General features: G+C 74.8%; 19 protein-coding genes. 11 read left to right on the top strand and 8 right to left on the bottom strand.

Features of this window, described 5'->3' with window-relative positions:
• The first annotated feature begins 53 nt into the window (after nucleotides 1–53).
• Genes NF338_RS14885 through NF338_RS14875 form a run of 3 tightly spaced genes read left to right on the top strand, consistent with a single transcriptional unit; the run spans nucleotide 54 to nucleotide 4581 of the window.
• On the top strand, nucleotides 54–554 hold the full coding sequence (locus tag NF338_RS14885; protein ID WP_264031500.1) for a YbjN domain-containing protein: 501 nt from the start codon (nucleotides 54–56) through the stop codon (nucleotides 552–554).
• Nucleotides 551–2545: an HSP90 family protein gene (locus NF338_RS14880; protein WP_264031499.1), complete on the top strand. Its 1995-nt coding sequence runs from the start codon at nucleotides 551–553 to the stop codon at nucleotides 2543–2545. The genes NF338_RS14885 and NF338_RS14880 overlap by 4 nt, the downstream gene beginning before the upstream one ends.
• A complete protein-coding gene (locus NF338_RS14875; RefSeq protein WP_264031498.1) occupies nucleotides 2542–4581 on the top strand; it encodes a hypothetical protein in 2040 nt (679 codons plus the stop codon). The genes NF338_RS14880 and NF338_RS14875 overlap by 4 nt, the downstream gene beginning before the upstream one ends.
• Here the strand turns inward: NF338_RS14875 and NF338_RS14870 are convergent.
• Complete coding sequence (locus NF338_RS14870; protein ID WP_264031497.1) at nucleotides 4571–5194, bottom strand: hypothetical protein; 624 nt, start codon at nucleotides 5192–5194, stop codon at nucleotides 4571–4573. The two genes, NF338_RS14875 and NF338_RS14870, sit on opposite strands and share 11 nt — an antisense overlap.
• Before the next feature lie 74 nt (nucleotides 5195–5268).
• Here NF338_RS14870 and NF338_RS14865 point away from each other — a divergent pair, with 74 nt between their 5' ends.
• Nucleotides 5269–5868, top strand: coding sequence for a YbjN domain-containing protein (locus NF338_RS14865; RefSeq protein WP_412846941.1), 600 nt, complete (start codon nucleotides 5269–5271; stop codon nucleotides 5866–5868).
• Nucleotides 5865–6377: a YbjN domain-containing protein gene (locus tag NF338_RS14860; RefSeq protein ID WP_087471786.1), complete on the top strand. Its 513-nt coding sequence runs from the start codon at nucleotides 5865–5867 to the stop codon at nucleotides 6375–6377. The genes NF338_RS14865 and NF338_RS14860 overlap by 4 nt, the downstream gene beginning before the upstream one ends.
• Nucleotides 6378–6446: 69 nt before the next feature.
• Here the strand turns inward: NF338_RS14860 and miaB are convergent, their stop codons facing one another.
• Nucleotides 6447–8117, bottom strand: a complete 1671-nt coding sequence (miaB, locus tag NF338_RS14855) for a tRNA (N6-isopentenyl adenosine(37)-C2)-methylthiotransferase MiaB (RefSeq protein WP_264031495.1) — start codon at nucleotides 8115–8117, stop codon at nucleotides 6447–6449.
• Nucleotides 8118–8219: 102 nt separating this feature from the next.
• On the opposite strand from miaB, the gene NF338_RS14850 reads away from it, so the two are divergent.
• From NF338_RS14850 to NF338_RS14835, 4 genes are all read left to right on the top strand, one after another.
• A complete protein-coding gene (locus tag NF338_RS14850) occupies nucleotides 8220–9038 on the top strand; it encodes an amino acid ABC transporter ATP-binding protein (protein ID WP_082141369.1) in 819 nt (272 codons plus the stop codon).
• A 103-nt stretch (nucleotides 9039–9141) separates the two neighbouring features.
• Nucleotides 9142–10017, top strand: a complete 876-nt coding sequence (locus NF338_RS14845; protein WP_053371634.1) for a glutamate ABC transporter substrate-binding protein — start codon at nucleotides 9142–9144, stop codon at nucleotides 10015–10017.
• A gap of 99 nt (nucleotides 10018–10116) precedes the next feature.
• Nucleotides 10117–10806: an amino acid ABC transporter permease gene (locus NF338_RS14840; RefSeq protein WP_264031494.1), complete on the top strand. Its 690-nt coding sequence runs from the start codon at nucleotides 10117–10119 to the stop codon at nucleotides 10804–10806.
• Nucleotides 10803–11705, top strand: coding sequence for an amino acid ABC transporter permease (locus NF338_RS14835; RefSeq protein ID WP_087471782.1), 903 nt, complete (start codon nucleotides 10803–10805; stop codon nucleotides 11703–11705). The genes NF338_RS14840 and NF338_RS14835 overlap by 4 nt, the downstream gene beginning before the upstream one ends.
• Before the next feature lie 5 nt (nucleotides 11706–11710).
• Here NF338_RS14835 and NF338_RS14830 read toward each other — a convergent pair whose 3' ends face one another.
• From NF338_RS14830 to NF338_RS14810, 5 genes are all read right to left on the bottom strand, one after another.
• Complete coding sequence (locus tag NF338_RS14830; RefSeq protein ID WP_264031493.1) at nucleotides 11711–12232, bottom strand: regulatory protein RecX; 522 nt, start codon at nucleotides 12230–12232, stop codon at nucleotides 11711–11713.
• 104 nt (nucleotides 12233–12336) lie between these two features.
• Entirely contained in the window at nucleotides 12337–13455 is a 1119-nt protein-coding gene (recA, locus tag NF338_RS14825) for a recombinase RecA (protein ID WP_087471781.1), read from the bottom strand.
• Nucleotides 13456–13650: 195 nt separating this feature from the next.
• Nucleotides 13651–14469 carry an MBL fold metallo-hydrolase gene (locus NF338_RS14820; RefSeq protein ID WP_264031492.1) on the bottom strand — a complete coding sequence of 273 codons (819 nt, stop codon included), beginning with the start codon at nucleotides 14467–14469 and terminating at the stop codon, nucleotides 13651–13653.
• Nucleotides 14466–16658 carry a phage holin family protein gene (locus tag NF338_RS14815; protein ID WP_264031491.1) on the bottom strand — a complete coding sequence of 731 codons (2193 nt, stop codon included), beginning with the start codon at nucleotides 16656–16658 and terminating at the stop codon, nucleotides 14466–14468. The genes NF338_RS14820 and NF338_RS14815 overlap by 4 nt, the downstream gene beginning before the upstream one ends.
• A 69-nt stretch (nucleotides 16659–16727) precedes the next feature.
• Nucleotides 16728–16961 carry a DUF3046 domain-containing protein gene (locus NF338_RS14810; protein WP_087471778.1) on the bottom strand — a complete coding sequence of 78 codons (234 nt, stop codon included), beginning with the start codon at nucleotides 16959–16961 and terminating at the stop codon, nucleotides 16728–16730.
• Nucleotides 16962–17152: 191 nt separating this feature from the next.
• Between NF338_RS14810 and NF338_RS14805 the strand changes: the two genes are divergently transcribed.
• Complete coding sequence (locus tag NF338_RS14805; RefSeq protein ID WP_264031490.1) at nucleotides 17153–22303, top strand: DEAD/DEAH box helicase; 5151 nt, start codon at nucleotides 17153–17155, stop codon at nucleotides 22301–22303.
• A gap of 64 nt (nucleotides 22304–22367) precedes the next feature.
• On the top strand, nucleotides 22368–23207 hold the full coding sequence (locus NF338_RS14800) for a DNA-formamidopyrimidine glycosylase family protein (RefSeq protein WP_264031489.1): 840 nt from the start codon (nucleotides 22368–22370) through the stop codon (nucleotides 23205–23207).
• A gap of 53 nt (nucleotides 23208–23260) precedes the next feature.
• On the opposite strand, the gene NF338_RS14795 is transcribed toward NF338_RS14800, so the two are convergent.
• Nucleotides 23261–23602: a helix-turn-helix domain-containing protein gene (locus NF338_RS14795; RefSeq protein WP_047234712.1), complete on the bottom strand. Its 342-nt coding sequence runs from the start codon at nucleotides 23600–23602 to the stop codon at nucleotides 23261–23263.
• Nucleotides 23603–23626: the final 24 nt, after the last annotated feature.

Genomic DNA, 23626 nt, shown 5'->3' with positions numbered 1-23626 from the left:
GCCCTCTCGCAGGCGGCGCACGGACCCTGACACCGACGACAAGGACTCGAGACATGGGTTTCTTCACCAAGCCGGACGCCGCCCCGACGAGCCAGAACGCGCCGCTGACGCGCGAGCGGGTCGAGGCGTTCCTCAAGAGCCGCGACTGGAAGTACTTCGTCGACTCCGACGGGGACCTCGGCGGCAACTGGGACGGCAAGGTGTTCTTCTTCTTCCTCATGGGCGAGAAGCAGGAGATCCTCCAGGTCCGCGGCCGGTGGCACCGGACGCTGCCCGCCGCGGCAGAGGCGCAGGTCGTGCTCGTCGCCAACGAGTTCAACCGCGACAAGATCTGGCCCAAGGTCTACACCCGGGTCGAGGACGACCAGGTCGCCGTGTACACCGAGGTCGCGACCGACCTCGAGTTCGGCGCGGCGGACGACCAGCTCGGCCAGCTCGTCGAGTGCGGCCTCTTCACGGGCCTCCAGTTCTTCGACGCGCTCGACGAGCGCTTCCCCGACACGGCGGCGCAGGGCGTGGTCACCGACGGCACCGCCGACGTCGACGCGCGGTGAGCGCGGCGCACGAGCGCACCGACGGCGGGAGCCACCCGTACGCCACGGCCCCGGGCGGGGACGCGACGGCAGCGTTCCAGGTCGACCTGCGGGGCGTCGTGGACCTCCTCGCCCGGCACCTGTACTCCAGCCCCCGCGTCTACCTGCGCGAGCTCCTGCAGAACGGGGTCGACGCGATCACGGCGCGGGTCGCGCTGGAGGGCCCGGAGTCCCCGAGCCGCATCCTGCTGCGCCCGCTCCCGGACGGCGGTCTCGAGGTGCACGACTCGGGAGTGGGCCTGACCCGCGACGAGGCGCAGGAGCTGCTCGCCACCATCGGGCGCAGCTCCAAGCGCGACGTCGAGCTGGGCTCGGGGCGCGAGGAGTTCCTGGGCCAGTTCGGGATCGGGCTGCTCTCGGCGTTCATGGTCGCCGACGAGATCGAGCTCGTCTCGCGCTCCGCCCGCCCGTCGCCCTCGGGAGGACGGGCGGCCCCGGTCCGCTGGCGGGGTCGGGCGGACGGACGGTACGAGCTCGTCGAGCTGGGCACGGACGACCCGGACGCGCCCGCGGAGCCGGGGAGCGTCGTGCGCCTGCGACCGCGCCGGGACACCGAGCACTGGCTCGCGCCCGAGACCGTGGTTGCGCTCGCGCAGGACTTCGGCTCGCTCCTGCCCGTGGAGCTGCTCGTCGAGACACGTCTCGACGACGCGGCCCCGGTCGGCGAGGACGCCCCCGTCGTGCTGCGCCGGTTGAGCGGCGACGAGCTCCCCTGGCGTGCCGCGCACCCGACGCCCGCCGCGCGCGACGCGGCGCTGACGGCCTACGCCGAGCGGACGCTGGGCTTCGGCCCGCTCGCCCGGATCGACCTCGACCTGCCCCTCGCGGGGCTGTCCGGCGTCGGGTACGTGCTGCCTGCCGCGGTCGCGCCGACGACCACGGCGCGGCACCGGGTCTACCTCAAGCGCATGCTGCTCGGCAGCGCCGTCGACGACCTCCTGCCCCCGTGGGCGTTCTTCGTCCGCTGCGTCCTCGACGCGTCCGTGCTGCGCCCGACCGCGTCGCGCGAGGGCCTGTACGAGGACGAGGTCCTGCTCGCGACCCGGGACGCGCTCGGCGCGCAGGTCCGCCGGTGGCTGCTCGAGACGCTCGCGGCGGACACCGTCCTCGCGCGCCGCTTCCTGGAGACGCACCACCTCGCGGTCCGGGCGCTCGCGCTCACCGACGACGAGATGCTCGACGTCGCGGTGCGCGTGCTGCCGTTCGAGACGACGGCCGGGACCGGGACGCTCGCCGACCTCGCGGAGGCGCACCCGGAGGGCCGCCTGCTCTACACGTCGAGCGTCGAGGAGTTCCGCCGCATCGCCCCCGTCGCGGCCGCCCAGGGCCTGGCCGTCGTCAACGGCGGGTACGTCTACGACGCGGACCTGCTCGAGCGCGCCGCGGCGCGGTTCCCGCAGTGGCGGCTGTCGCCGGTCTCCGCCACCGACGTCGCGCACGTCCTCGCCGACGTCGACCCCCTGCGCGAGCTCGAGGTCGCGGACGCGCTCGCGTCGGTCGACGCCGCGCTCGCCGACCAGGACTGCGACGTCGTGCTGCGCCGGTACGAGCCGGACGCCCTGCCGGCGATGCTGCTGCACGACCGCGACGGCGACCACGCGCGCGAGGCGGCCCGCGTCGCAGAGACGGGCGACGACCTGTGGGGCGAGATCCTCGCGGGCCTCAGCGGCCCGGTCCGCCCCCGTCGGCTGGTCCTCAACGACGCCAACGACACGGTCCGCGACCTGCTCGCGAGCCCCGACGCCGAGGTCCGTGCCGCGGGCGCCCGCTCCCTCTACGTGACCGCGGTGCTGGCCTCGGGCAAGGCGCTGCAGCCCGTCGAGGCGGCGCTCATGAACGACTCGCTGTCGCTCCTGCTGGCCCGCGCCCTCGCGACCCCCGGCCCCAGCCCCAGCCCCAACCCCAGCCCCAACCAGCACACCGACCCGCACACCGACGAGGAGAACCGATGACCCGGTCCGTGGACCAGGTGAACGCCACGCTGTACGACGTCCGCCGCATGCCCTACGGCGTCGCGCGCTCCACGGCCGCCGCGGCCGAGGTCGAGCGGGTGGAGGCCGAGGGGCCGGACGGGGCGCGCGCCTACGCGCTCTTCGTCCTCGTCGAGTCCTACGTCTGGGGCGGCGAGGTCACCAAGGCCTACCTGCCGTTCACCAAGATGCTGCGCTGGTGGGACGAGCACCCCGAGCACTTCGACGCCGAGGACGCGCACTCGCTCTTCTGGTCGTTCAAGTGGATGGTCGGGCACCTCATGGAGTTCCCCACGGTCCCCGCCGCGCAGATCGAGCGCACGCTCGACGACATGGCACGGCGTTACGCGCTCGCGGGGAACGGCACGAACGCCGTCGCGCTGGAGCGCTTCGAGTGGGCCCGCGAGCGCGGCAGCGCGGACGTCGAGGACGCCTACCGGGCGTGGGTCGCGACCCCGCGGGACGAGTACTCCCAGTGCGAGGCGTGCGAGCCGGGCGACCGTGCCGCGTACCTCTTCGAGACGGGGCGCCACGCAGAGGGCATCCGGCTCCTCGAGCAGGTGCTGCAGGGGTCGCCCTCGTGCGCCACGGAGCCCGGCGACATGCTCTCCCACCTGCAGCTCGCGTACGTGGAGGTCGGCGACGCCGAGGCCGCGGCCCGCACGCACCGGCGCGGGCTGCGGCATCTCGACACCGGCGTGTCGATGACGGGCCCGAAGGGCCGGCACGTCGAGTTCCTCGCGCGCACGGGCAACGCGTCGCGCGCGCTGCGCCTGCTCGCCGAGCACCAGGCGTTCCTCACGGAGGCCGACTCGCCGGGCGACCGGCTCGGCTTCCTCACGAGCGCGAGCGTCGCGACGGGCGCGCTGCGTGCCGAGCACGCCGACACCCCGGTCGCCCTGCGCGACGTGCCTGCGACGACCGTCGCGGAGCTCGACGACTGGCTACGCTGCGAGGCGGCCGGGCTCGCACGCTCGTTCGACGCCCGCAACGGCACGCCCGCCGCGACCGAGCGACTGCGCGCCGCCTGGGACCACGGGGCGCGCTCGCTGCTCGTGGACCTCTCGGTGCTGTCGGTCGGGCCGGAGGCGCCGGCGGAGGCTCCGGGCGCCCCGGTGACGGGCGGAACCAGCGAGGCGGACGACCAGGCGACGGCGCTCCCGTCGGGCAGCCTGGCCACGTCGCCCGCCGGCGGCACCACGGGCACGGAGCCCGGCGGTGCCGAGCACGCCGAGCACGCTGAGCTCATGATGGCCGGGCCCACCGACGCCGAGGATCTGCTCGGGCTCGCCGACGAGGTCGCGGCCGAGGACCCGGTGCGCGCCGCGCAGCTCCTGCGGCGCGCGTCGGCGCTGCTGGAGTCGGCCGGCCACCTCGACCGGGCGGGTTTTGCGCTCGCCGAGGCGGCCCAGCACGCCGCGGTCGAGGGCGACGAGGACGGGGCCGCCCCGGCGTTCGTGCACGCCCTCGCGCTGCTGCGCGCGGGCGGCGTCGCACCCCGGTTCGTCGGTCCTGTCGTCCGCGCGTACGCCCGGCTGGAGGCCGGGCGCGGCGACGTCGCAGGCGCGCTCGCGCAGCTCCGGCGGACGCTGGACGACCTCGACGCCGCCGGTCCCGACGTCGTCGGCCCGGCGACCCGCGCGGCCGACCTCGTCGAGCGGGACTCCGCAGCCGACGAGCGGGAGCGCCGCGACCTGCGGGACACCCGCGCCCGGCTGCTGGCGACCGCGGGCGAGCTCGACGACGCGGCCACGCTCGCCGAGGCCGTGGCCGAGGAGTTCGCCCGCGCGGGCCAGGTCGGCGACGCCGCGCACGCGTTCTGGCTTGCGGGACGCTCCCGCAGCGAGGCCGGGGCCGACGCGGACGCCGTCGACCTGCTCGAGTCCGCGATGGAGGGCTTCGCGATCGTCCACGACCGTGACGCGCGGACGACGGTCGCGAACGACCTCGTCGCGGCGCTGCGCCGCCTCGGTCGCGAGCAGGACGCGGACGCCGTCGGTGCGGGACTCAGCGGCTGACGAACCCTGCCGACCCCGGGGAGGCGAGGGCGCCGTCGTCGTACCAGCGCACCTCGTAGCCGTGCTCCTCGTACTCCCCCGTCGCGACGTGGCGGTGCCCGCCGCCGGGCGCGGCGCCGAACCCGGTGAGCACCGCGTCCGGCGCCGCGTTCCGCGGGTCGTGCACGACGACCAGACGCGCGCCCTGCCGTCCGAGGTCCGCGCCGAGCGCGTGTGCGGCGATCGGGTCGACGTCGTCGAGCTCGACGACGTCGACGGGGCCCGCCCAGCCTGAGCCGGCGAGAGCGAGGAGCCCGACCGACGCGGCCGTCCCCGCCGTCGGGAGGTCCGCCGCGCGCCCTCGTGCCGCGACGGCCCAGTCGGGGTCGAGCCAGGCGACCGCGACGCCCACCGCCGCGAGCGACGCCTGCGCCGGCCCCCGCGTCCGCGGGGTTCCCGGGGCCACGACGACCACAGGGGTTGGTCCGTCCCCCTCCGCGCGCCGGACACCGTCCACGAGCCTGCTCAGCGCCGCGAGCGCCGCGGCGCGCGTGTCGTCGAGCACCGCGGCGGCGCCTGCGGCGCCGGGGACGAGGAGCGGGGTACCGGGCAGGACGACGGCGCGGACGGTCACGCGCCCACCGTAACGGTCGTCGGGACGACGCCGGCGATGCGGCGTCCGGGGGCGCGCGCGAGTACGGTGGGACGGTGAGGTTCTTCGGGGCGCAGGACGACGACGACCGGCGGGACGGTGATCCCGGCGGGGCTCCGGACGGCGGCGAGGCAGTGCCCAGCCGCGCCGGGGACGAGCTGCAGTCGCAGGTCGAGGACCTCCTGGCGCGAGAGCTGGGGCAGGTCGCGACCGACGTGCTGCGCCCTCCGACCCCGCTGACGCTCTCCCGGGTCATCGAGTGGATCACGGACAGCGGCTACAGCTACTTCGTCGACTCCGACGGTGACGTGGGCGGGCTGTGGCACGGCCGGCTGTTCTACTTCCTGCTCTTCGGCCACGGCGACGAGATCCTCCAGGTCCGCGGCCAGTGGAACCGCGACCTCGCGCTCGAGCGGCTGGAGGAGATCCTCGAGTTCTGCAACGAGTGGAACGCGGACCGGATCTGGCCCAAGACGTACACGCGCGTGCGCGACAACGGGATGATCCAGGTCTTCACCGAGGTGACCGTGGACCTCGAGCACGGGGTGACGGACGACCAGCTCGACCAGCTCCTCCAGTGCGGGCTGAGCACCGGGTCGATGTTCTTCGACGCGCTCGACGAGTTCTACCCCGACCCCGCGAGGCAGGCGCCATGACGCAGGCCCGCACCAACTGGTTCACGCGCCTGTTCGGCAACCGTCGCCCCAAGGCGCCCGAGTCGCTCCCCCGCGACGAGGAGCTGCCGCGCGCGCTGTCCATGGCGCGCATCGGCGACCACCTCACGCGGCGGGGGTACCACTTCCGCGTGGACGACGACGGGGACATCACCGGCACGTGGGACGGGCACCGCTTCTGGTTCCTGCTGCTCGGCGACCGCTCCGAGATCCTGCAGGTCCGGGGCCGCTGGTCGACGTCGCTCCCCCTCGAGTCGCGGCTCGTGACCCTGCAGGCCGTCAACGACTGGAACCGCGAGCGCATCTGGCCCAAGGTCTACGTCCGCGAGGAGGCGGGTCGGCTCGCGCTCTACGCCGAGGTCTCCGTCGACCTCGAGCACGGGGCGACGGACGACCAGCTCGCCCAGACCGTCTCGTGCGGCCTCGGGACCGCAGTCCAGCTCTTCCACGCCATCGGCGCCCAGCTCCCCCCGGGAACCCTGGACGACTGACGCCGGCCGTCACGTCCGGGCACGCACGGCCGGGCGTGCGGGGCCGGGTCCGTCGGCGGGATCGGCGGCTCAGGCGCGGAGCGTGGGGAGGCCCAGGGCGACCGGGCCGGACGCGCCGCCGCCGTGACCGTGCCCGTGGTCGGCGTCGGCACCGCCCAGGCGGGCGCGCTCGCGCTGCGCCCACGCGTCGCCGGAGCGGGTCCGCCGCACCGTGAACGTGCCGCCCGCGAGCGCCGAGTCGGCGATGAGGTGGTGGGGCGCGGAGCGCGTGACCTCGACCGTGACGACGTCACCGGGTCGCGGCATGCGGAGGTCGAGGTCGTCCGCGAGGCGCGGGTCCGCGGACCAGGCCGTCGCGCCCGACGAGGTCGCGGCGTCGTCGGGCGTCGTGGGGACGACGTCCGCGGGGAGCGCGAGGTGCACGAGGCGGTTGTCGGGAGCGCGGCCGGTCACCCGGTGCGTCGCGCCGTCCTTGCGCCCGGCGCCCTCGCCGACGAGGACGTCGAGGGTGCGGCCCACCTGCCGGGCCGACTCCTCGCCGGCGACGCGCTCCTGGAGCGCCTGGAGCCGCTCGAAGCGTTCCTGGACGACCTCCTTGGGGAGCTGGTCGTCCATCGTGGCGGCGGGCGTCCCGGGGCGGGGCGAGTACTGGAAGATGAAGGCCGAGGAGAACCGCGAGGCCGCGACGACGCGCATCGTCTCCGCGAAGTCCTCCTCGGTCTCCCCTGGGAAGCCCACGATGATGTCGGTGGTGATCGCGGCGTCGGGCATGACGGCCCGCACGCGGTCGAGGATGCCGAGGAAGCGCTCGGAGCGGTACGAGCGGCGCATGGCGCGCAGGATCCGGTCGGAGCCCGACTGGAGCGGCATGTGGAGCTGGGGCATGACGTTCGGCGTCTCGGCCATGGCCGCGATGACGTCGTCGGTGAACGCGGCCGGGTGCGGCGACGTGAACCGGACGCGCTCGAGGCCGTCGATCGTCCCGCACGCGCGCAGGAGCTTGGCGAACGCGCCGCGGTCGCCGAACTCGACGCCGTAGCTGTTGACGTTCTGGCCGAGCAGGGTGACCTCGATGGCTCCGGCCTCGACGAGCGCCCCGACCTCGGCGAGGACCTCGCCCGGGCGCCGGTCGCGCTCCTTGCCGCGCAGGTGCGGGACGATGCAGAACGTGCACGTGTTGTTGCAGCCCACGCTGATCGACACCCAGCCGGCGTAGACCGACTCGCGCTTCGTCGGCAGCGTGGACGGGAACACCTGCAGCGACTCGGCGATCTCCACCTGCGCGGCCTCGTTGTGGCGTGCGCGCTCGAGCAGCACGGGCAGCGCGTCGAGGTTGTGCGTGCCGAACACGACGTCGACCCACGGCGCCTTCGCGACGATCGTGCCGCGGTCCTTCTGCGCGAGGCAGCCGCCGACGGCGATCTGCATCCCGGGCCGCGCGGCCTTCACGGAGGCGAGCTGGCCGAGGTTCCCGTAGAGGCGCGTCGCGGCGTTCTCCCGCACGGCGCACGTGTTGATGACGACGACGTCGGCGCGGTTCGCGGCCTCGTCGTCCGCGCTCGCGCGCGTGTAGCCCGCCTCCTCCAGCATCCCGGCCATGTGCTCGGAGTCGTGGACGTTCATCTGGCAGCCGAGCGTGCGGACGACGTAGGTGCGCGGGTGCGCGTCGTCGACCGGCGCACCGGAGGTGGCACCGGGTGCGAGCACGGCCGGGACGGGGGCGGGGGCGATCGTGGACATCACCGTCCAGGGTACGGCGCCGGGTGCCGTGTTACGGAACTGTTGCCCGACTGTTGCCTGATGAGGTGGCACCGTGCAACAGAAGGGACATAGTGTCCAGGAATGGCCGACGAAACCTCTTCGCCGTCCGACGCGCAGCGCAGCGCGCAGGACGCTCAGCCCCTCCCCGCCGAGCAGGTCCTCGGTGAGCCGCTCGTCGAGCTGCGCGACGTCAACAAGCACTTCGGAGACCTGCACGTGCTGCGGGACATCAACCTGACGGTCCGGCGCGGCGAGGTGCTCGTCGTCATCGGCCCGTCGGGCTCCGGCAAGTCGACGCTGTGCCGCGCGATCAACCGGCTGGAGACGATCGACTCCGGGGAGATCCGCGTCGACGGCCAGCCCCTGCCCGAGGAGGGCAAGGAGCTCGCCCGGCTGCGCTCCGACGTCGGCATGGTCTTCCAGTCCTTCAACCTCTTCGCGCACAAGACGATCCTCGACAACGTCACGCTGGGCCCCGTCAAGGTGCGGCGTGAGAAGGGGAAGGTCGCGAAGGACCGCGCGCTCGCGCTGCTCGACCGCGTCGGTGTGATGAACCAGGCGCAGAAGATGCCCGCCCAGCTCTCCGGCGGCCAGCAGCAGCGTGTCGCCATCGCCCGCGCGCTCGCGATGCAGCCCAAGGTCATGCTCTTCGACGAGCCCACCTCGGCGCTCGACCCCGAGATGATCAACGAGGTCCTCGACGTCATGGTCGCCCTCGCCAAGGAGGGCATGACGATGATCGTCGTCACGCACGAGATGGGCTTCGCCCGCAAGGCCGCGAACCGGGTCGTCTTCATGGCCGACGGCCAGATCGTCGAGGAGGCCCACCCCGAGGAGTTCTTCACGGCGCCCAAGAGCGACCGCGCCAAGGACTTCCTCTCGAAGATCCTCACCCACTGAAGCCCGCCGGGCGCCCACGGGCCCGGCCCGACAGCCCCAGAACCCGGTCGACCGCCGAGGCACACCTTCGACGGACGGCCACCACTCACGAAGGGTAGGAACGATGCGCACACGACACGCAGGTGCTGCCGTGCTGGCCGCTCTCACCGCGCTCACGCTCGCGGCGTGCGGCGGCGGCGAGGTCGGCGGCGAGGACACCGCGACCGACGGAGCGACCGACTCGGGCGACACCGGCGGCGGCGCCGAGGGCTCGATCAAGATCGGGATCAAGTTCGACCAGCCGGGTCTCGGGTACCAGGACGGCTCCACCTACACGGGCTTCGACGTCGACGTCGCCACGTACGTGGCCGGCGAGCTCGGGTACGGCGAGGACCAGATCGAGTGGGTCGAGGCGCCGTCCGCCCAGCGCGAGACGATGCTCCAGACCGGTCAGGTCGACATGATCTTCGCGACCTACTCCATCACGGACACGCGCAAGGAGACGGTCGCGTTCGCCGGGCCCTACTTCGTCGCCGGGCAGGACCTGCTCGTCGCCGAGGACAACACCGACATCACCGGGCCGGAGTCGCTCGAGGGCAAGAACCTGTGCTCCGTCACGGGCTCGACGTCCGCGCAGCGCATCAAGGACGAGTACGCCGCCGGCGTGCAGCTGCTCGAGCGCCCCGGGTACGCCGAGTGCGTCACGGCGCTCACCGCCGGCCAGGTCGACGCCGTCACGACCGACGACATCATCCTCGCGGGCCTCGCGGCCCAGCCCGCCAACAAGGGCAAGGTCAAGGTCGTCGGGGCGCCGTTCTCGACCGAGCGCTACGGCGTCGGGCTCCCGCAGGACAACGACGTCTGCGAGGACGTCAACGCCGCGATCGAGAAGATGATCGAGGACGGCTCCTGGGAGGAGTTCGTCACCAAGAACACCGAGGGCACCGGCTACACGCCGAACGCCAGCGAGAACCCGCCGACGGTCGACCCCTGCGCCTGACCGTCCACGGCCGGGGGAGCTGCGCGCCGGTGCGCCGCTCCCCCGGCCGCCGGGCCGTCGACCCGGCCCGGCCCGTACCCTCCCGGAGGACCACCAACCGTGGGTGACTACCTGTCGCAGACCTGGGCGCTCGCCCGGGAGTACGACGTGCTCGGCGCGTTCTGGGTCAACATCCAGCTGACGTTCTGGGCCGCGATCCTGTCGCTCGTGCTCGGCACCGCGCTCGCGCTCATGCGCATCTCGCCCGTGCCGAGCCTGCGCTGGGCGGGGACCGCGTACGTCAACGTGTTCCGCAACACGCCGCTGACGATCATCATGACGTTCATGGTGCTGGGCCTGTGGGGGCAGCTCAACGTCACGCTCGCCCCCGACTTCGCGGCAAACTTCTTCCGCCTCGCCGTCGTGGGCCTCTCGATCTACCACGCGGCGTTCGTGTGCGAGTCCATCCGGTCGGGCGTGAACACGGTCCCGATCGGCCAGGCAGAGGCGGCGCGTGCGATCGGCCTGTCGTTCCTGCCCGCGGCGCGGCTCATCATCCTGCCCCAGGCGTTCCGCGGCTCCGTCGCCCCGCTCGGCAACACGCTCATCGCGCTGCTGAAGAACTCCACCGTCGCGGCGGCGGCGAGCGTGACGACCGAGACCTCGAGCCTCATGAAGACCATGATCGAGTTCAACTCGAACTACATCTACGGGATCTTCCTGACGTTCGCGATCGGCTACGTCATTCTCGTCATCCCCATCGGCCTGCTCACCACGTCCCTCTCGAACCGACTGGCGGTCCGCCGATGAGCACCCAGCAGTCCGTCCTCTTCGACGCCCCGGGCCCCCGCGCGCGCCGCGCGATCCTGCTGGGCAACATCGTCGGCGCGATCGTCGTCCTCGGGATCGCCGCGCTCGTGCTCGTCGCGCTGGGCAACAAGGGCCAGCTCGCCCCCGAGCTGTGGTCGTCGCTGTTCACCGCCGACGCGTGGCAGTACTACTTCATCCCCGGCTTGCAGAACACGCTGCGCGCCGCCGCGTTCGGCATCGTCGGCGCGCTCGCGTTCGGGCTCCTGTTCGGCACCGGCCGGCTGTCGCACCTGCGCGCGGTGCGGACCGTGTGCGGGATCGTCGTCGAGTTCTTCCGTGCCGTGCCCGTGCTGCTCATGATGATCTTCTTCTGGCTGCTCCTGGGCTTCAACAACGTCGACGACGCCCCGTTCCTCGCCGTGGTCTTCGCGCTCGTGCTCTACAACGGCTCGGTCATCGCCGAGCTCGTGCGATCCGGCGTCGGGAACCTCCCGAAGGGCCAGGGCGAGGCCGGGCTCGCGATCGGGCTCACCCAGGGTCAGACGCTGCGCTCGGTCCAGCTCCCCCAGGCGCTCATCGCGATGCTCCCCGCGCTCGTCTCGCAGCTCGTCGTCGTCCTCAAGGACTCCGCGCTCGGGCAGATCATCACGTACAACGAGCTCCTGCGGGCTGCGCAGCTCTACGGCGTGGGCAACGGCAACATCCTGCAGTCGCTCGTGCTCGCCGCGGTGATCTTCATCGTCATCAACTGGCTGCTGACCCTCGTGGCCCGCTGGCTCTCCCGCTTCCTCAGCGGTCGCACCGCGGGCGCGACCGCCGCCGGCCCGGGGATCGGCAACCCCACGGTCGTCGCGGGCGGTCCGACCGAGGACGCACCTGCGGTCTCCGTCACCCGCTGACGCCCTCAGTCGAGCGCGGAGCCTGCCGCCTCGGCATCGAGCTCTCGCTGGACGATCTCGAACGCCAGCGACGGGCTGTAGCCCTTGCGGGCGAGCGCCCCGACGGTCCTGCGCACCCGCACGTCCCGGTCGAGGCCGCGCGTGCGGGCGAGACGCGTGCGGGCGAGATCCAGGGCCGCGTCGGCCTCGGAGTCGTCGTCGACCTGCTCGAGCGCCGCGGCGCCGACCTCGCCGTCGATGCCGCGTCGCCGCAGCTCGGTCGAGATCGCGCGGCGTGAGAGCCCGCGCTCGGCGTGCCGGGTGCGGACGATCATCTCGGCGTACTGCGCGTCGTCGACGAGGCCGACCTCCTCGAACCGGTCGAGGATCGGCAGCACGACGTGCTCGGGGTAACCCTTGCGCGCGAGGGACTGCACGAGCTCCGCGCGACTCTTCGGCGCGGCCGTGAGGATGCGCAGCACCGTCTCCCGCGCGCGCTCGGAAAGGTCGGCGTCGCTGATCTCGCCGCGCTCCACGAGCTCGTGCAAGGTCGGGCGCGGGCGCCGCCCGGCCTTGCGGCCGGCACGGCGCCCGTCGTCCTCGTCGGGCGGGTCGAAGGCCTCGACGCCCTCGTCCCCGTCCCGCTCCTCGATCAGAACGGTGACTTCTTCCCCTTGGCGGCCGCGGCCGGGGCCTTCGTCGCGGCGGGAGCGGCCGGAGCGGCGTCGGCCGGGACCGTCACGCCCACGGCCGGGTCGGCCGGCGCGTCGACCTTGGCCCCGACGCCGAGCTTCTCCTTGATCTTCTTCTCCAGCTCGTTGGCGAGGTCCGGGTTGTCCCGCAGGAACGAGCGCGCGTTCTCCTTGCCCTGGCCGAGCTGGTCGCCGCCGTAGGTGAACCACGACCCGGACTTGCGCACGAACCCGTGCTCCACGCCCATGTCGATGAGGCCACCCTCGCGAGAGATGCCGACGCCGTAGAGGATGTCGAACTCGGCCTGCTTGAAGGGCGGGGCCATCTTGTTCTTGACGACCTTGACGCGGGTCCGGTTGCCGACGGCGTCGGTGCCCTCCTTGAGGGTCTCGATGCGGCGGATGTCCAGACGGACGGACGCGTAGAACTTCAGCGCCTTGCCGCCGGTCGTCGTCTCGGGCGAGCCGAAGAACACGCCGATCTTCTCGCGGAGCTGGTTGATGAAGATCGCGGTGGTCCCGGACGCGCTGAGCGCACCGGTGATCTTGCGCAGCGCCTGCGACATGAGGCGGGCCTGGAGACCGACGTGGCTGTCGCCCATCTCGCCCTCGATCTCCGCCTTGGGCACGAGGGCCGCGACGGAGTCGATGACGATGATGTCGAGCGCGCCCGAGCGGATGAGCATGTCCGTGATCTCGAGCGCCTGCTCGCCGGTGTCCGGCTGGGAGACCAGGAGCGCGTCCGTGTCCACGCCGAGCTTCTTGGCGTACTCGGGGTCGAGCGCGTGCTCGGCGTCGATGAACGCCGCGATGCCTCCGGCGCGCTGGGCGCTCGCCACGGCGTGCAGCGCGACGGTCGTCTTGCCGGAGGACTCCGGGCCGTACACCTCGATGACGCGCCCGCGCGGCAGGCCGCCGATGCCGAGCGCGATGTCGAGCGCGATGGAGCCCGTGGGGATGACCTCGACGGGGGCGCGACCCTCCTCGCCGAGGCGCATCACGGAGCCCTTGCCGAAGCTCCGGTCGATCTGGGCGAGGGCTGCCTCGAGCGCCTTCTCGCGGTCTGCGGGTGCGGGCATGTCAGTCCACCTTCGGTTCGACGTTCATCTGTTCGTTGTGGCCCGACGCTACGGGCAGCCACCGACACGCGGCTCCGGCGACCCTCGAGCCTGTGGATCGTCGTGCCGGACCGGCGTCCTGGACCCGCCGGAGCGCGCCCTGTGCACAACTCTAGCCGAACACGTGTTCGATCCTGGAACGCGGACCTCGGCGTGTCACGACCGCACCGCTCGTGCGTCGTCGGACGACGACCACGACTCCCCCGGGCGCAGGACCACGACACGTGTCCCCGGCGCCTCGCGCTGCGCGGCCGCCTCGAACGCCGCCCCCGCGTGGTCCATCCAGCCGCGCGGGAGGTGCCGCCCGCCCGGCGCGTGGAGCGTGCCCCAGTGCACCGGGATCGCGACGCCCACGCCCACCTCGGCGCACACCCGTGCCGCCTGCACGGGGCCGAGGTGCCCGCCCGAGAGCCGGGGTCCCCACCCGCCGACCGGCACGAGCGCGACGTCCACCGGACCGCCCGCGAGCGCCGGCAGGTGGACCATGTCCGGATAGTGCTCGGTGTCCCCGACGACCCACACCCGCACTCCGCCCGGACCGTCCGACCGCACGAGGTGCCCGTTCGCCGCGTTGGGCCGGTGCGGCATCGGCCGGTGGCCGTGCACCGCCGTCACGAGGCGCACCTCGACCCCCGCGGCGGCCGGGCCGACCGCGTGCCACGCGTCGTCGAGACCGACCCCGCGCAGGCCCCGGGCGCGCAGCCACCGCGCGTTCGCCGGAGCCGTGAGCACGGGCACGTCGCCGAGGAGGCGCAGCGAGCGCAGCTCGGCGTGGTCGTGGTGCAGGTGGGACAGCAGGACGGCGTCGCTGTCCTGCCACACCGCGGCGGGCCGCTCCCCGCGCCGCCGCAGCATCCCGGCGTGCCGGTGCAGGAGCGGGTCGGTGACGAGGCGCACGCCCGGCACGCCGGAGCGACCGGACGGCACGTCGAGGACGACGCTCGAGTGGCCGAGCCACGTCACCCGGACGCTCACGGCTCCCCCTCCCGCCGCCGCGCCCCCTCCGCCGCGGGCGCAGCGGGTCGCAGGCCGAGGTCGCCGAGCCAGGCGACGAGGCGCCGGTGGACCGCCTCGGCCCCGACGAGCATCCGCGCGCCGTCCACGTCCTCGAGCTCGTCGTCGGGCAGCACCAGGTGCGCGGGATGCAGCAGGACCGCCTCGTTCTGGGCCCCGCCGAGGCCGCCGTGCGACCCGACCAGCCCCTCGAACGCGTGCACCATCCCGACCTCGTCCACGCGCGAGACGAGCACGAGGTCCCCCGCTTCCTCGAGACCCGCCACGCGCAGCAGGTCCGCCGCCGCGCGGGACCCGTAGCCCGCGAGCGGGTCCTCTCCCACGACCTCCCCGGTGCGCAGGTCGCGCGAGCCGCCGCGCCCGTGCGCCCGGGGCTCCCCACCGGCCCCGCGCTCGACGACGACACCGACCGCGGGGTTGGCGACGAGCCCCGGGAGCAGCCCCGGCCACCGGTCGCGGACCTCGTCCCCCGTGAGCCGCCGCGGCTCGCGCGGGAACCACACCATGCCCAGGTTGCCGGACCCGACGACGGCGACCTCGGGGAGCTCGGGCAGCGCGGCGGCCTCGGGTCCGCCACGTCGCTCCGAGCGGTCCGGCCCGACCAGCATGCGGCCCGCGCCCTCCGGGGCGGCGTCCGGCGCCGTCGGCCGCAGGGCGTTCAGGGCGGTGTTGGTCGGGCCCCAGGCCTCGCTGTCCGGGGCGGTGGCCCGACGGCGCCCCTCGCCGCGCGCGGCGCCCTCGCCCGGGCGCGGCCCGTCGTGCGGGCCGGGTCGGAGCGCCATCAGCCGACGCACCTCGTCGAGGAAGGACCGGCCCTCGACCTGCTCGAACGTGGACCCGAGGGACTGCCCGTGGTCCGAGAGCACGACGACGTCGTAGCGGCGCGGGGCCACCGCGGCGACCTGCTCCCAGAGCCCGACGACCCGGTCGAGGCCCTCCAGCGCGCGCAGCGACTCGGGGCGCAGCGGCCCGGCATGGTGAGCGATCTCGTCGTAGTCGACGAGGTCGACGCACACGACCGGCGCCCCGCGCACGAGCTGCTCCGCGACGAGCGTCGTGTTGAGGTCGCGCAGCACGACGTTCGTGACCGCGCGCAGCACCGGGTACCACCCGAGGCGCGACACCCGGGGCTCCACGCCCCGCACGGCCTGCTGCCAGCCCTGGTAGAGCTCCTTGAAGAACTCGCCGAGCGCGACGACGACCGCGCGCACGAGCACGAACGGGCTCGCGAAGAAGTGCACGAACATCTGGCCGGGCCCGAGCCCCTCGCGGGCTCGGCTCATGACGAGCAGGCTCGTCGCCGCGTCGCCGGAGAACATCGTGGAGACGGCGACTCCCCCGCCCGCGAGGAGCCCGGAACCGTCACTCGTGCGCGCCTCGACCGCCGCCGCGTCGGCGGGGCGGTTCGTCACGACGAGCCGGCCGAGCGCGCGCGACCACCACCGGAACGCGGGCACGTGCTCGGTCGAGCCGTGCAGGAGGCCGATCGTCGAGGCGGGGGTCGTCGCGGGAACGCGCGCCCACCACGTCGTGAGGTGGTGGCTACCGCTCCCGAGCCAGCGCGCGAGCGTCGGAGTCAGGCCTGCCTGGAGCGCGTAGTCGAGCGTGGGACGCGCGACGCCGTCGAGCAGGACGACGAGCAGCCCTGCCGGCCGCCCGGCCGCACCCGCCGCACCTTCCGCCCCGAGGTCCCGCCGCGAGAGTCCCGCCTGCCGGCGCGCGCGCCGCAGGAGGTCGCCCAGGACGTACTCGTTGTCGCTCGCCCCGACCACCCAGCGCCCGAGCGCCATGAGGACGGCCGCGAGCACGAGGACCGCGAGCACGTCCACCCACGAGCCGCTCCGAAACCCCGGCAGGTACGTGAGGGCCGCCCACGCGACCGCGAGCTGTGCGACGACGCCGGACACGAGCGCACCGACCACGCCGAACCGGTGCGCGAGCCGTCGCAGCACGGGGCGCAGGAGCACGTCGCCCAGGCCGACCGCGAGCGCCGCGAGGACGAGCGACCACGGGTTGGTGACCTCGACCCCGGGCACGAACCAGATCGCGAGCCCGAGGCCGAACGTCGTCGAGACGAGCGACCAGACCGCTCCGCGCACGTCGGCCGCGGTCACGCGGACCGCGGCGCGGCCTCGGGCGGGAGCGCTCATGCGGCCATCATCGCGGCGCGCGGCCCGTCGCGCCCCTCGGCCGTCACCGGCCGGCAGGCGCGGACCAGGTCAGCGGCGCGGCGGGGCCTGGCGGTGGTCGTCGTGGCCCCAGCGCCGCGCGTCGGGCACGTCGAGGGCGTCGCACAGGGCGTGCCAGACGACGCGCGGCTCGACACCGTCCTCGAGGGCCTGGGCGGCGGTCCGGTCGTCGAGCGCGGACAGCACCTGCTCGCGGACGTAGGCGCGTCCCAGGGACGCGCCGAACACCTCGTCGACCAGCTCGGAGAACTCGCGGTAGCGCACGGCACCAGCCTCCCACGGACGGACCGCCGTCCCGTCCCCCGCCTGACGAGCGCTGCGGCCGTGCGCGAGCGATGCGTCCCGGGACGCATCGCTCGCCCGCCGACGCAGCGCTCGGACGGTTCCCTCGCGCGGGCGGGGCGTGCCAGCGTCCCGTCGCGCGGCGTGTGGGTGGGCACGACGACAATGGGCGGGTGACCGTGGACCCGCTCGCGCGCTTCGCCGCGCCCACGCGCGCCTGGTTCTCGGGCGCGTTCGACGCCCCGACCGCCGCGCAGGCGGGGGCGTGGGACGCGGTGTCGAGCGACCGGCACGCGCTCGTCGTCGCCCCGACCGGGTCGGGCAAGACGCTCGCGGCGTTCCTGTGGTCGCTCGACCGGATCATGGCCGCGCCGGCGTCCGGCGCGGAGGTCGCGCGTGGGCAGCGCTGCCGCGTCGTGTACGTCTCGCCGCTCAAGGCGCTCGCGGCGGACGTCGAGCGCAACCTCCGGTCGCCGCTCGCGGGCATCCGCCAGGCAGCGGTGCGCCTGGGGCTCGAGGTGCCGGACGTCGTCGTCGGCACCCGCACGGGCGACACGCCGACGAGCGAGCGCCGCCGCCTCGCGACGCACCCGCCGGACATCCTCATCACGACGCCCGAGTCGCTCTTCCTCGTGCTGACCTCGCAGGCGCGCGCCGGGCTCGCGGGCGTCGAGACGGTGATCGTCGACGAGATCCACGCCGTCGCGGGCACCAAGCGCGGCGCGCACCTCGCGGTGTCCCTCGAGCGGCTCGACGCCTTCCTCGAGGCGCAGGACCGCCCGCCGGCGCAGCGCGTCGGGCTGTCGGCGACGGTCCGGCCCGTCGAGGCCGTCGCGACGTTCCTCGGCGGCCACCGCCCGGAGGCGGAGGCCGGTCGCGAGGTCGTCGTCGTGCAACCGCCCGCGAGCAAGCGCATCGAGGTCGACGTCGTGGTGCCCGTCCCCGACCTCGCGGACCTCGGCTCGGCGGCCCTCGTTCCCGACACCTCGCGACGGACGGCGGCGCGCCCGGCGCCAGGTGGCCGCGGGGGTGGTGGCACGGCACCGGGGACGGCCCTCGACGGCCTCCCGCCCCTGCCCCCGAGCGAGCCCGACCTGTCAGGACCGGCGACCTCGCGACCCACCGGGGCGCCGGACGTGCGCCCTCCGCGGCCGTCGGTGTGGCCGCACGTCGAGGAACGCGTCGTCGACCTGGTCGCCGACCACCGCTCCACGCTCGTCTTCACCAACTCGCGACGCGGCGCAGAGCGCCTCACGGCACGCATGAACGAGGTCTGGGCGGAGCGCCAGGGCGAGGACGTTCTCGACCCGGGCACGATCACCGCCGCGCAGGTGCAGGCGCAGTCGGGCGCGAGCTCGGGCGTCGAGCCCGTCATCGCGCGCGCCCACCACGGGTCGATGAGCCGCGCGGAGCGCACGCGCACGGAGACCGAGCTCAAGGACGGCCGCCTGCCCGCGGTGGTCGCGACGTCGAGCCTCGAGCTCGGCATCGACATGGGCGCGGTCGACCTCGTCGTGCAGGTCGGCGCCCCGCCGTCGGTCGCGTCCGGGCTCCAGCGCATCGGGCGCGCCGGGCACCAGGTGGGCGCCGTGTCGCACGGCGTCGTGTTCCCCACGCACCGGGGCGACCTCGTGCCGTCGGCCGTCGTGGCCGAGCGCATGCGCACCGGGGGCATCGAGGAGCTGCACGTGCTCGCGAACCCGCTCGACGTGCTCGCGCAGCAGGTCGTGGCCATGGTCGCGGTCGACGAGTGGACCGTCGCCGAGCTCGCCACCGTCGTGCGGCGCAGCGCGCCCTACGCCCACCTGGGCGACGCGTCGCTGCACGCCGTGCTCGACATGCTGGCGGGGCGCTACCCGAGCGAGGACTTCGGCGAGCTGCGCGCACGCGTCGTGTGGGACCGCGCGTCGGGCCGGATCACGGGGCGCCCGGGCGCGCTGCGCCTCGCCGCGACGAGCGGCGGGACGATCCCCGACCGCGGGATGTACGGCGTCTTCCTCGCGACGGACTCCGGAACCGGGACCGTCGCCGGAGACCCGGACACCGCGGGCGGCCGGGCGCCACGCGGCGGGAAGCGCGTCGGCGAGCTCGACGAGGAGATGGTGTACGAGTCGCGCGTCGGCGACACCTTCACCCTCGGGTCGAGCACCTGGCGCATCGAGGACATCACGCCTGACCGCGTGCTCGTCACCCCGGCGCCCGGCATCCCCGGGCGCCTGCCGTTCTGGAAGGGCGACTCCCCCGGCCGGCCCGCCGAGCTCGGGCGCGCGCTCGGCGCCTGGGTGCGCGAGACCGACACCCTCGCCGCGGACGACCACGACGCCGCGGCCGACCGGCTGCGCGCCGCCGGGCTCGACGCGTGGGCGAGCGACAACCTGCTCGCCTACCTCCGCGAGCAGCGCGACGCGACCGGACGCGTGCCGGACGACCGGACGGTCGTCGTCGAGCGCTTCCGCGACGAGCTCGGCGACTGGCGCGTCGTCGTGCACTCGCCCTACGGGGCGAAGGTCCACGCGCCGTGGGCGCTCGTGCTCGCCGCGCGGCTGCGGGAGCGGTACGGCGTCGACGCCGCGGCGATGCACGCGGACGACGGCATCGTCCTGCGCCTGCCGGACACCGGGGACTCGTGGCTGGAAGGATCGAGCGACGGGACGGGCGGGCTCGGCGGCGACGCGCCCGTCGTCCCGGTGGAGGACCTGCTGCTCGACCCCGACGAGGTGCTCGACGCGGTGCGCGACGAGCTCGGCGGGTCGGTCATGTTCGCGTCCCGGTTCCGCGAGGCCGCGGCGCGCGCGCTCCTGCTCCCCCGGCGTCGCCCGGACCGCCGCCAGCCGCTGTGGCAGCAGCGCCAGCGCTCGGCCCAGCTCCTCTCGGTCGCGTCGCAGTACCCCGAGTTCCCGATCGTGCTCGAGGCTGCACGCGAGTGCCTCCAGGACGACTTCGACGTCGCGGCGCTCACCGAGCTCATGCGCGACCTCGCAGCGGGGCGCGTGCGCCTCGTCGAGGTGACGACGCCCACGCCCTCGCCCTTCGCGCAGTCCCTGCTGTTCGGGTACACGGCGCAGTTCCTCTACGACGGCGACGCCCCGCTCGCGGAGCGGCGGGCGGCGGCGCTCTCGCTCGACCCGACCCTGCTCGCCGAGCTGCTGGGCGGCGACGGCGTCGCGGCCCAGCTCGCGGACCTGCTCGACCCGGCGCAGATCGAGCGCACCGAGGCCGAGCTCGGCGCGCTCGCGCCGGAGCGGCAGGCCCGCCACGCGGAGGACGTGTGGGACGTGCTCCGGCGGGTCGGGCCGCTCACGGACGCCGAGGTCGCGGCCCGCACCCGCGAGGACGTGCGCACCGACGCCGGGGCGTGGGTGCGCGAGCTCGAGGCGGCCCGGCGCGTGATCCGCGTCCGGCTGGCGGGCGTCGCTCCCGAGCGGGCGGTGCAGTGGGCGGTCGTGGAGGACGCCGGGCGGCTGCGCGACGCGCTGGGCGTCGCGCTGCCGGTCGGCATCCCCGAGGTGTTCACCGAGCCCGTCCCCGACCCGCTCGGCGACCTCGTGCGCCGCCACGCGCGCACGCACGGCCCGTTCACCGCCGCCGACCTCGCCGCGCGCCTCGGCCTGGGCGTCGCGGTCGTGGTGCAGACGCTCGAACGGCTCGAGGCGGCACGCCTCGTGGTCCGGGGGCGCCTGCGGCCCGAGTCGATCGGTGGCACCGGGGATGACTGGTGCGACGCCGAGGTGCTGCGCGTGCTGCGACGCCGCTCGCTCGCGGCGCTGCGCGCGGAGGTGGAGCCGGTCCCCGCGGAGACCCTCGGCGTCTTCCTGCCGCGGTGGCAGGGGCTCGGGGCGCTGCGCGGGACGGACGGCCTGCTGCGTGTCGTGGAGCAGCTCTCGGGAGCGGCCGTGCCCGCGTCCGCTCTGGAGACGCTCGTCCTGCCGTCCCGCGTCACGGACTTCACCCCGACGATGCTCGACGAGCTGACGACGACCGGAGAGGTCGTCTGGTGCGGTCATGCGGCCCTCCCGGGGTCCGGTGGCGGCGACGGGCTGGTCAGCCTGCACCTCGCGGAGTGGGCGCCGCTCACGCTCCCGGACCCCGGTCCGACGCCCGAGACGGGGCTGCACGCGACCCTCCTCGACCTCCTCGACGGCTCGGGCGGCTACTTCCTCCCGCGCCTCGCGGAGCGGGCGGGCGCGGACGTCGGCCCGACGCTCGAGGCGCTGTGGGACCTCGTGTGGTCCGGCCACGTGACGAACGACGGGCTGGGCTCGTTGCGCGCCCGGCTCGGTGCCGGGGGCGGCGCCCACCGCGCACCCCGCGCGCCGGCGCGCGCGCGGCCGGTCGGGCGCGGGCGGTTCGCCGGGCTGCGCCCCCCGGTCTCCCCCGACACCACCTTGCGCGGAGGCGCCGGCCGCTGGTCGGCGCTGCCCCCGCGCGAGCCGGACCCGACCCGGCGCGCGCACGCGCTCGCGCGCGTCCTGCTCGACCGGCACGGTGTGCTCACGCGCGCCGTCGCCCCCGCCGAGGGTGTCGCGGGATCGTTCCGCGCGGTCTACCGCGTGCTCAGCGAGCTCGAGGCGACGGGGGCCGCGCGGCGCGGATACTTCGTCGAGCACCTCGGCGGCTCCCAGTTCGCGCTCCCGGGCGCGGTCGACCAGCTCCGGACCGACGGGCAGGACCGCGAGCGTGCGCTCGAGGCGGCCGCGGCCCGCGGGCTGCGCCGTGCGCCCGGTGACCGTCTCGCTCCGGCGCCCGGCGACCCGATGCACGACGACGCGGTTCGCGACGGCCCGACGCTCGGTGGCCCGGTGCTCGGCAGCACCCGGACCGGGCGCGGCGGTCCGCGCCCGGGTGCCGTCCTCCTCGCCGCGACCGACCCCGCCAACCCCTACGGCGCCGCGCTGCCGTGGCCGGCGCGACCGTCCCCCGCCGGGCCGGGTGCCGCGACCACCACGACCGTCGCGTCGCACGCCGGCGGCGGCGCAGCGCCTGCGGACCGCGCGGCGACCGGTGCCGACACGTCGCGCGGGCACCGGCCCGGGCGCAAGGCCGGGGCCGTCGTCGTGCTCAGCGACGGCGACCTCGCGCTGTACGTCGAGCGCGGGGGCCGGTCTGTCCTGTCGTTCGTCGACGGCCCGCGGCTCGCGGAGGCGAGCGCAGAGCTCGTCCGGGCGGTCCGCGCGGGGAGGCTCGGCAAGGTCGTCGTGCAGCGGGTGGACGGCGTCGAGGCACTGGCCGGCGCGGGCACGACGGCAACCCCCGCCGACGACGCGGTGCGCGCCCTCCTCGACGCCGGCTTTCGCGCGACGCCGCGCGGGCTGCGGGCGGCCTGAGTGACGGCCGAGGGCACGGGACGCGCGCGCCGCCGCCCCGTCGCGGCCGCCAGGGGGTGCAGCCGTGCCCGAGGGTGACATCCTGCGCCTCGTGTCCGCGCGGCTCGACGAGGCCCTCGCCGGCCGCGTCCTCGTGCGCGCGGAGCTGCGCTGGCCGAGCGCCGCCGAGGTCGACCTGACCGGCCGGACCGTCGTCGAGAACGTCGCGTACGGCAAGCACCTCTTCACGCGCCTCGACGACGGCCGGTCGCTGCACACCCACCTGCGCATGGAGGGGTCGTGGCGCATCGCCCGCACGGGTGCGCGGGACGCGCGCGGCACGGAGCCGAACGTGCGCGTGGTGCTCGCGAACGAGTGGTGGACTGCGGTCGGGAACCGGATCGGCATGCTGCACGTGCTGCGCACCGCGGACGAGCGGTTGGTCGTCGGGCCGCTCGGGCCCGACGTGCTCGGCGACGACTTCCCGGAGACCGGCCTGCCCGAGGCAGTGGCGCGCATGCGGGCCGACGACGCGACGGGCGGGAGCGGCCCCCGGCACCGGCCGGAGCGGGCCGCGACCGGCGTCCCCGTCGCGGAAGCTCTCCTCGACCAGCACCTCGTCGCGGGGATCGGCACGATCTACACGGCCGAGTCGCTCTTCGCCGAGCGCGTCTACCCCTGGACGCCCGTGCGCGACGTCGAGGACCTGGAAGGACTCCTCCTCACGGCCCGCGCGCTCATGCAGCGCACCGTGCGGCACGGGTTCGACCCCCGGGCCGGCGTCGTGCGCCACGTGCACGCGCGCACACGAAAGGCGTGCCACGTCTGTGGCACGCCTGTCGCAGAAGGTACGGCGAACGAGCCGCCGTACGAACGTCCGGTCTTCTGGTGTCCCTCGTGCCAGGCGCCGCCCGCGAGCGGGTGAGCGCGAGCGTCGCTGCCCGGCACCTGCTCCGGGGCGGCCCCCGGCGTGGACCGTCAGCCGACGGGCTGCAGGTCCTCTCGTCGTGCCGTGCCCTCGGGGTTCTGCCGCCCGAGGACCGCGGTCGCGAAGTCTGCCGGGATCGTGTCCGGGATGAGCAGACCCTCGGCGACGGCGACCCGGTCGCTGACCTCGCGCAGCACCAACGACATCGGGATGTCGAGCGCCTCGCAGATCGAGCCGAGGAGCTCCGACGACGCTTCCTTCTGACCGCGCTCGACCTCGCTGAGGTAGCCCAGCGAGACCCGTGCGGCGGAGGACACCTCTCGCAGGGTGCGCCCCTGTCGCTGGCGAGCGTCTCGCAGCACGTCCCCGATCTCTCGTCGAAGAACAATCATCTGGCGACCCCCTTCCGTGTCCTG

The organism is Cellulosimicrobium sp. SH8 (assembly GCF_025818875.1).
GTDB classification, from domain to species: Bacteria; Actinomycetota; Actinomycetes; order Actinomycetales; family Cellulomonadaceae; genus Cellulosimicrobium; species Cellulosimicrobium cellulans_D.
The sequence above is the reverse complement of the archived record's forward strand: the minus strand, read 5'-3'. Positions and strand labels throughout refer to the sequence as shown.

Excerpts from the sequence above, each read along its gene's own strand:
- NF338_RS14885 (WP_264031500.1), top strand. The coding sequence starts at position 54 with ATGGGTTTCTTCACCAAGCCGGACGCCGCCCCGACGAGCCAGAACGCG.
- NF338_RS14875 (WP_264031498.1), top strand. The coding sequence starts at position 2,542 with ATGACCCGGTCCGTGGACCAGGTGAACGCCACGCTGTACGACGTCCGC.
- NF338_RS14860 (WP_087471786.1), top strand. The coding sequence starts at position 5,865 with ATGACGCAGGCCCGCACCAACTGGTTCACGCGCCTGTTCGGCAACCGT.
- miaB (WP_264031495.1), bottom strand. The coding sequence starts at position 8,117 with ATGTCCACGATCGCCCCCGCCCCCGTCCCGGCCGTGCTCGCACCCGGT.
- NF338_RS14850 (WP_082141369.1), top strand. The coding sequence starts at position 8,220 with ATGGCCGACGAAACCTCTTCGCCGTCCGACGCGCAGCGCAGCGCGCAG.
- NF338_RS14845 (WP_053371634.1), top strand. The coding sequence starts at position 9,142 with ATGCGCACACGACACGCAGGTGCTGCCGTGCTGGCCGCTCTCACCGCG.
- NF338_RS14835 (WP_087471782.1), top strand. The coding sequence starts at position 10,803 with ATGAGCACCCAGCAGTCCGTCCTCTTCGACGCCCCGGGCCCCCGCGCG.
- recA (WP_087471781.1), bottom strand. The coding sequence starts at position 13,455 with ATGCCCGCACCCGCAGACCGCGAGAAGGCGCTCGAGGCAGCCCTCGCC.
- NF338_RS14815 (WP_264031491.1), bottom strand. The coding sequence starts at position 16,658 with ATGAGCGCTCCCGCCCGAGGCCGCGCCGCGGTCCGCGTGACCGCGGCC.
- NF338_RS14795 (WP_047234712.1), bottom strand. The coding sequence starts at position 23,602 with ATGATTGTTCTTCGACGAGAGATCGGGGACGTGCTGCGAGACGCTCGC.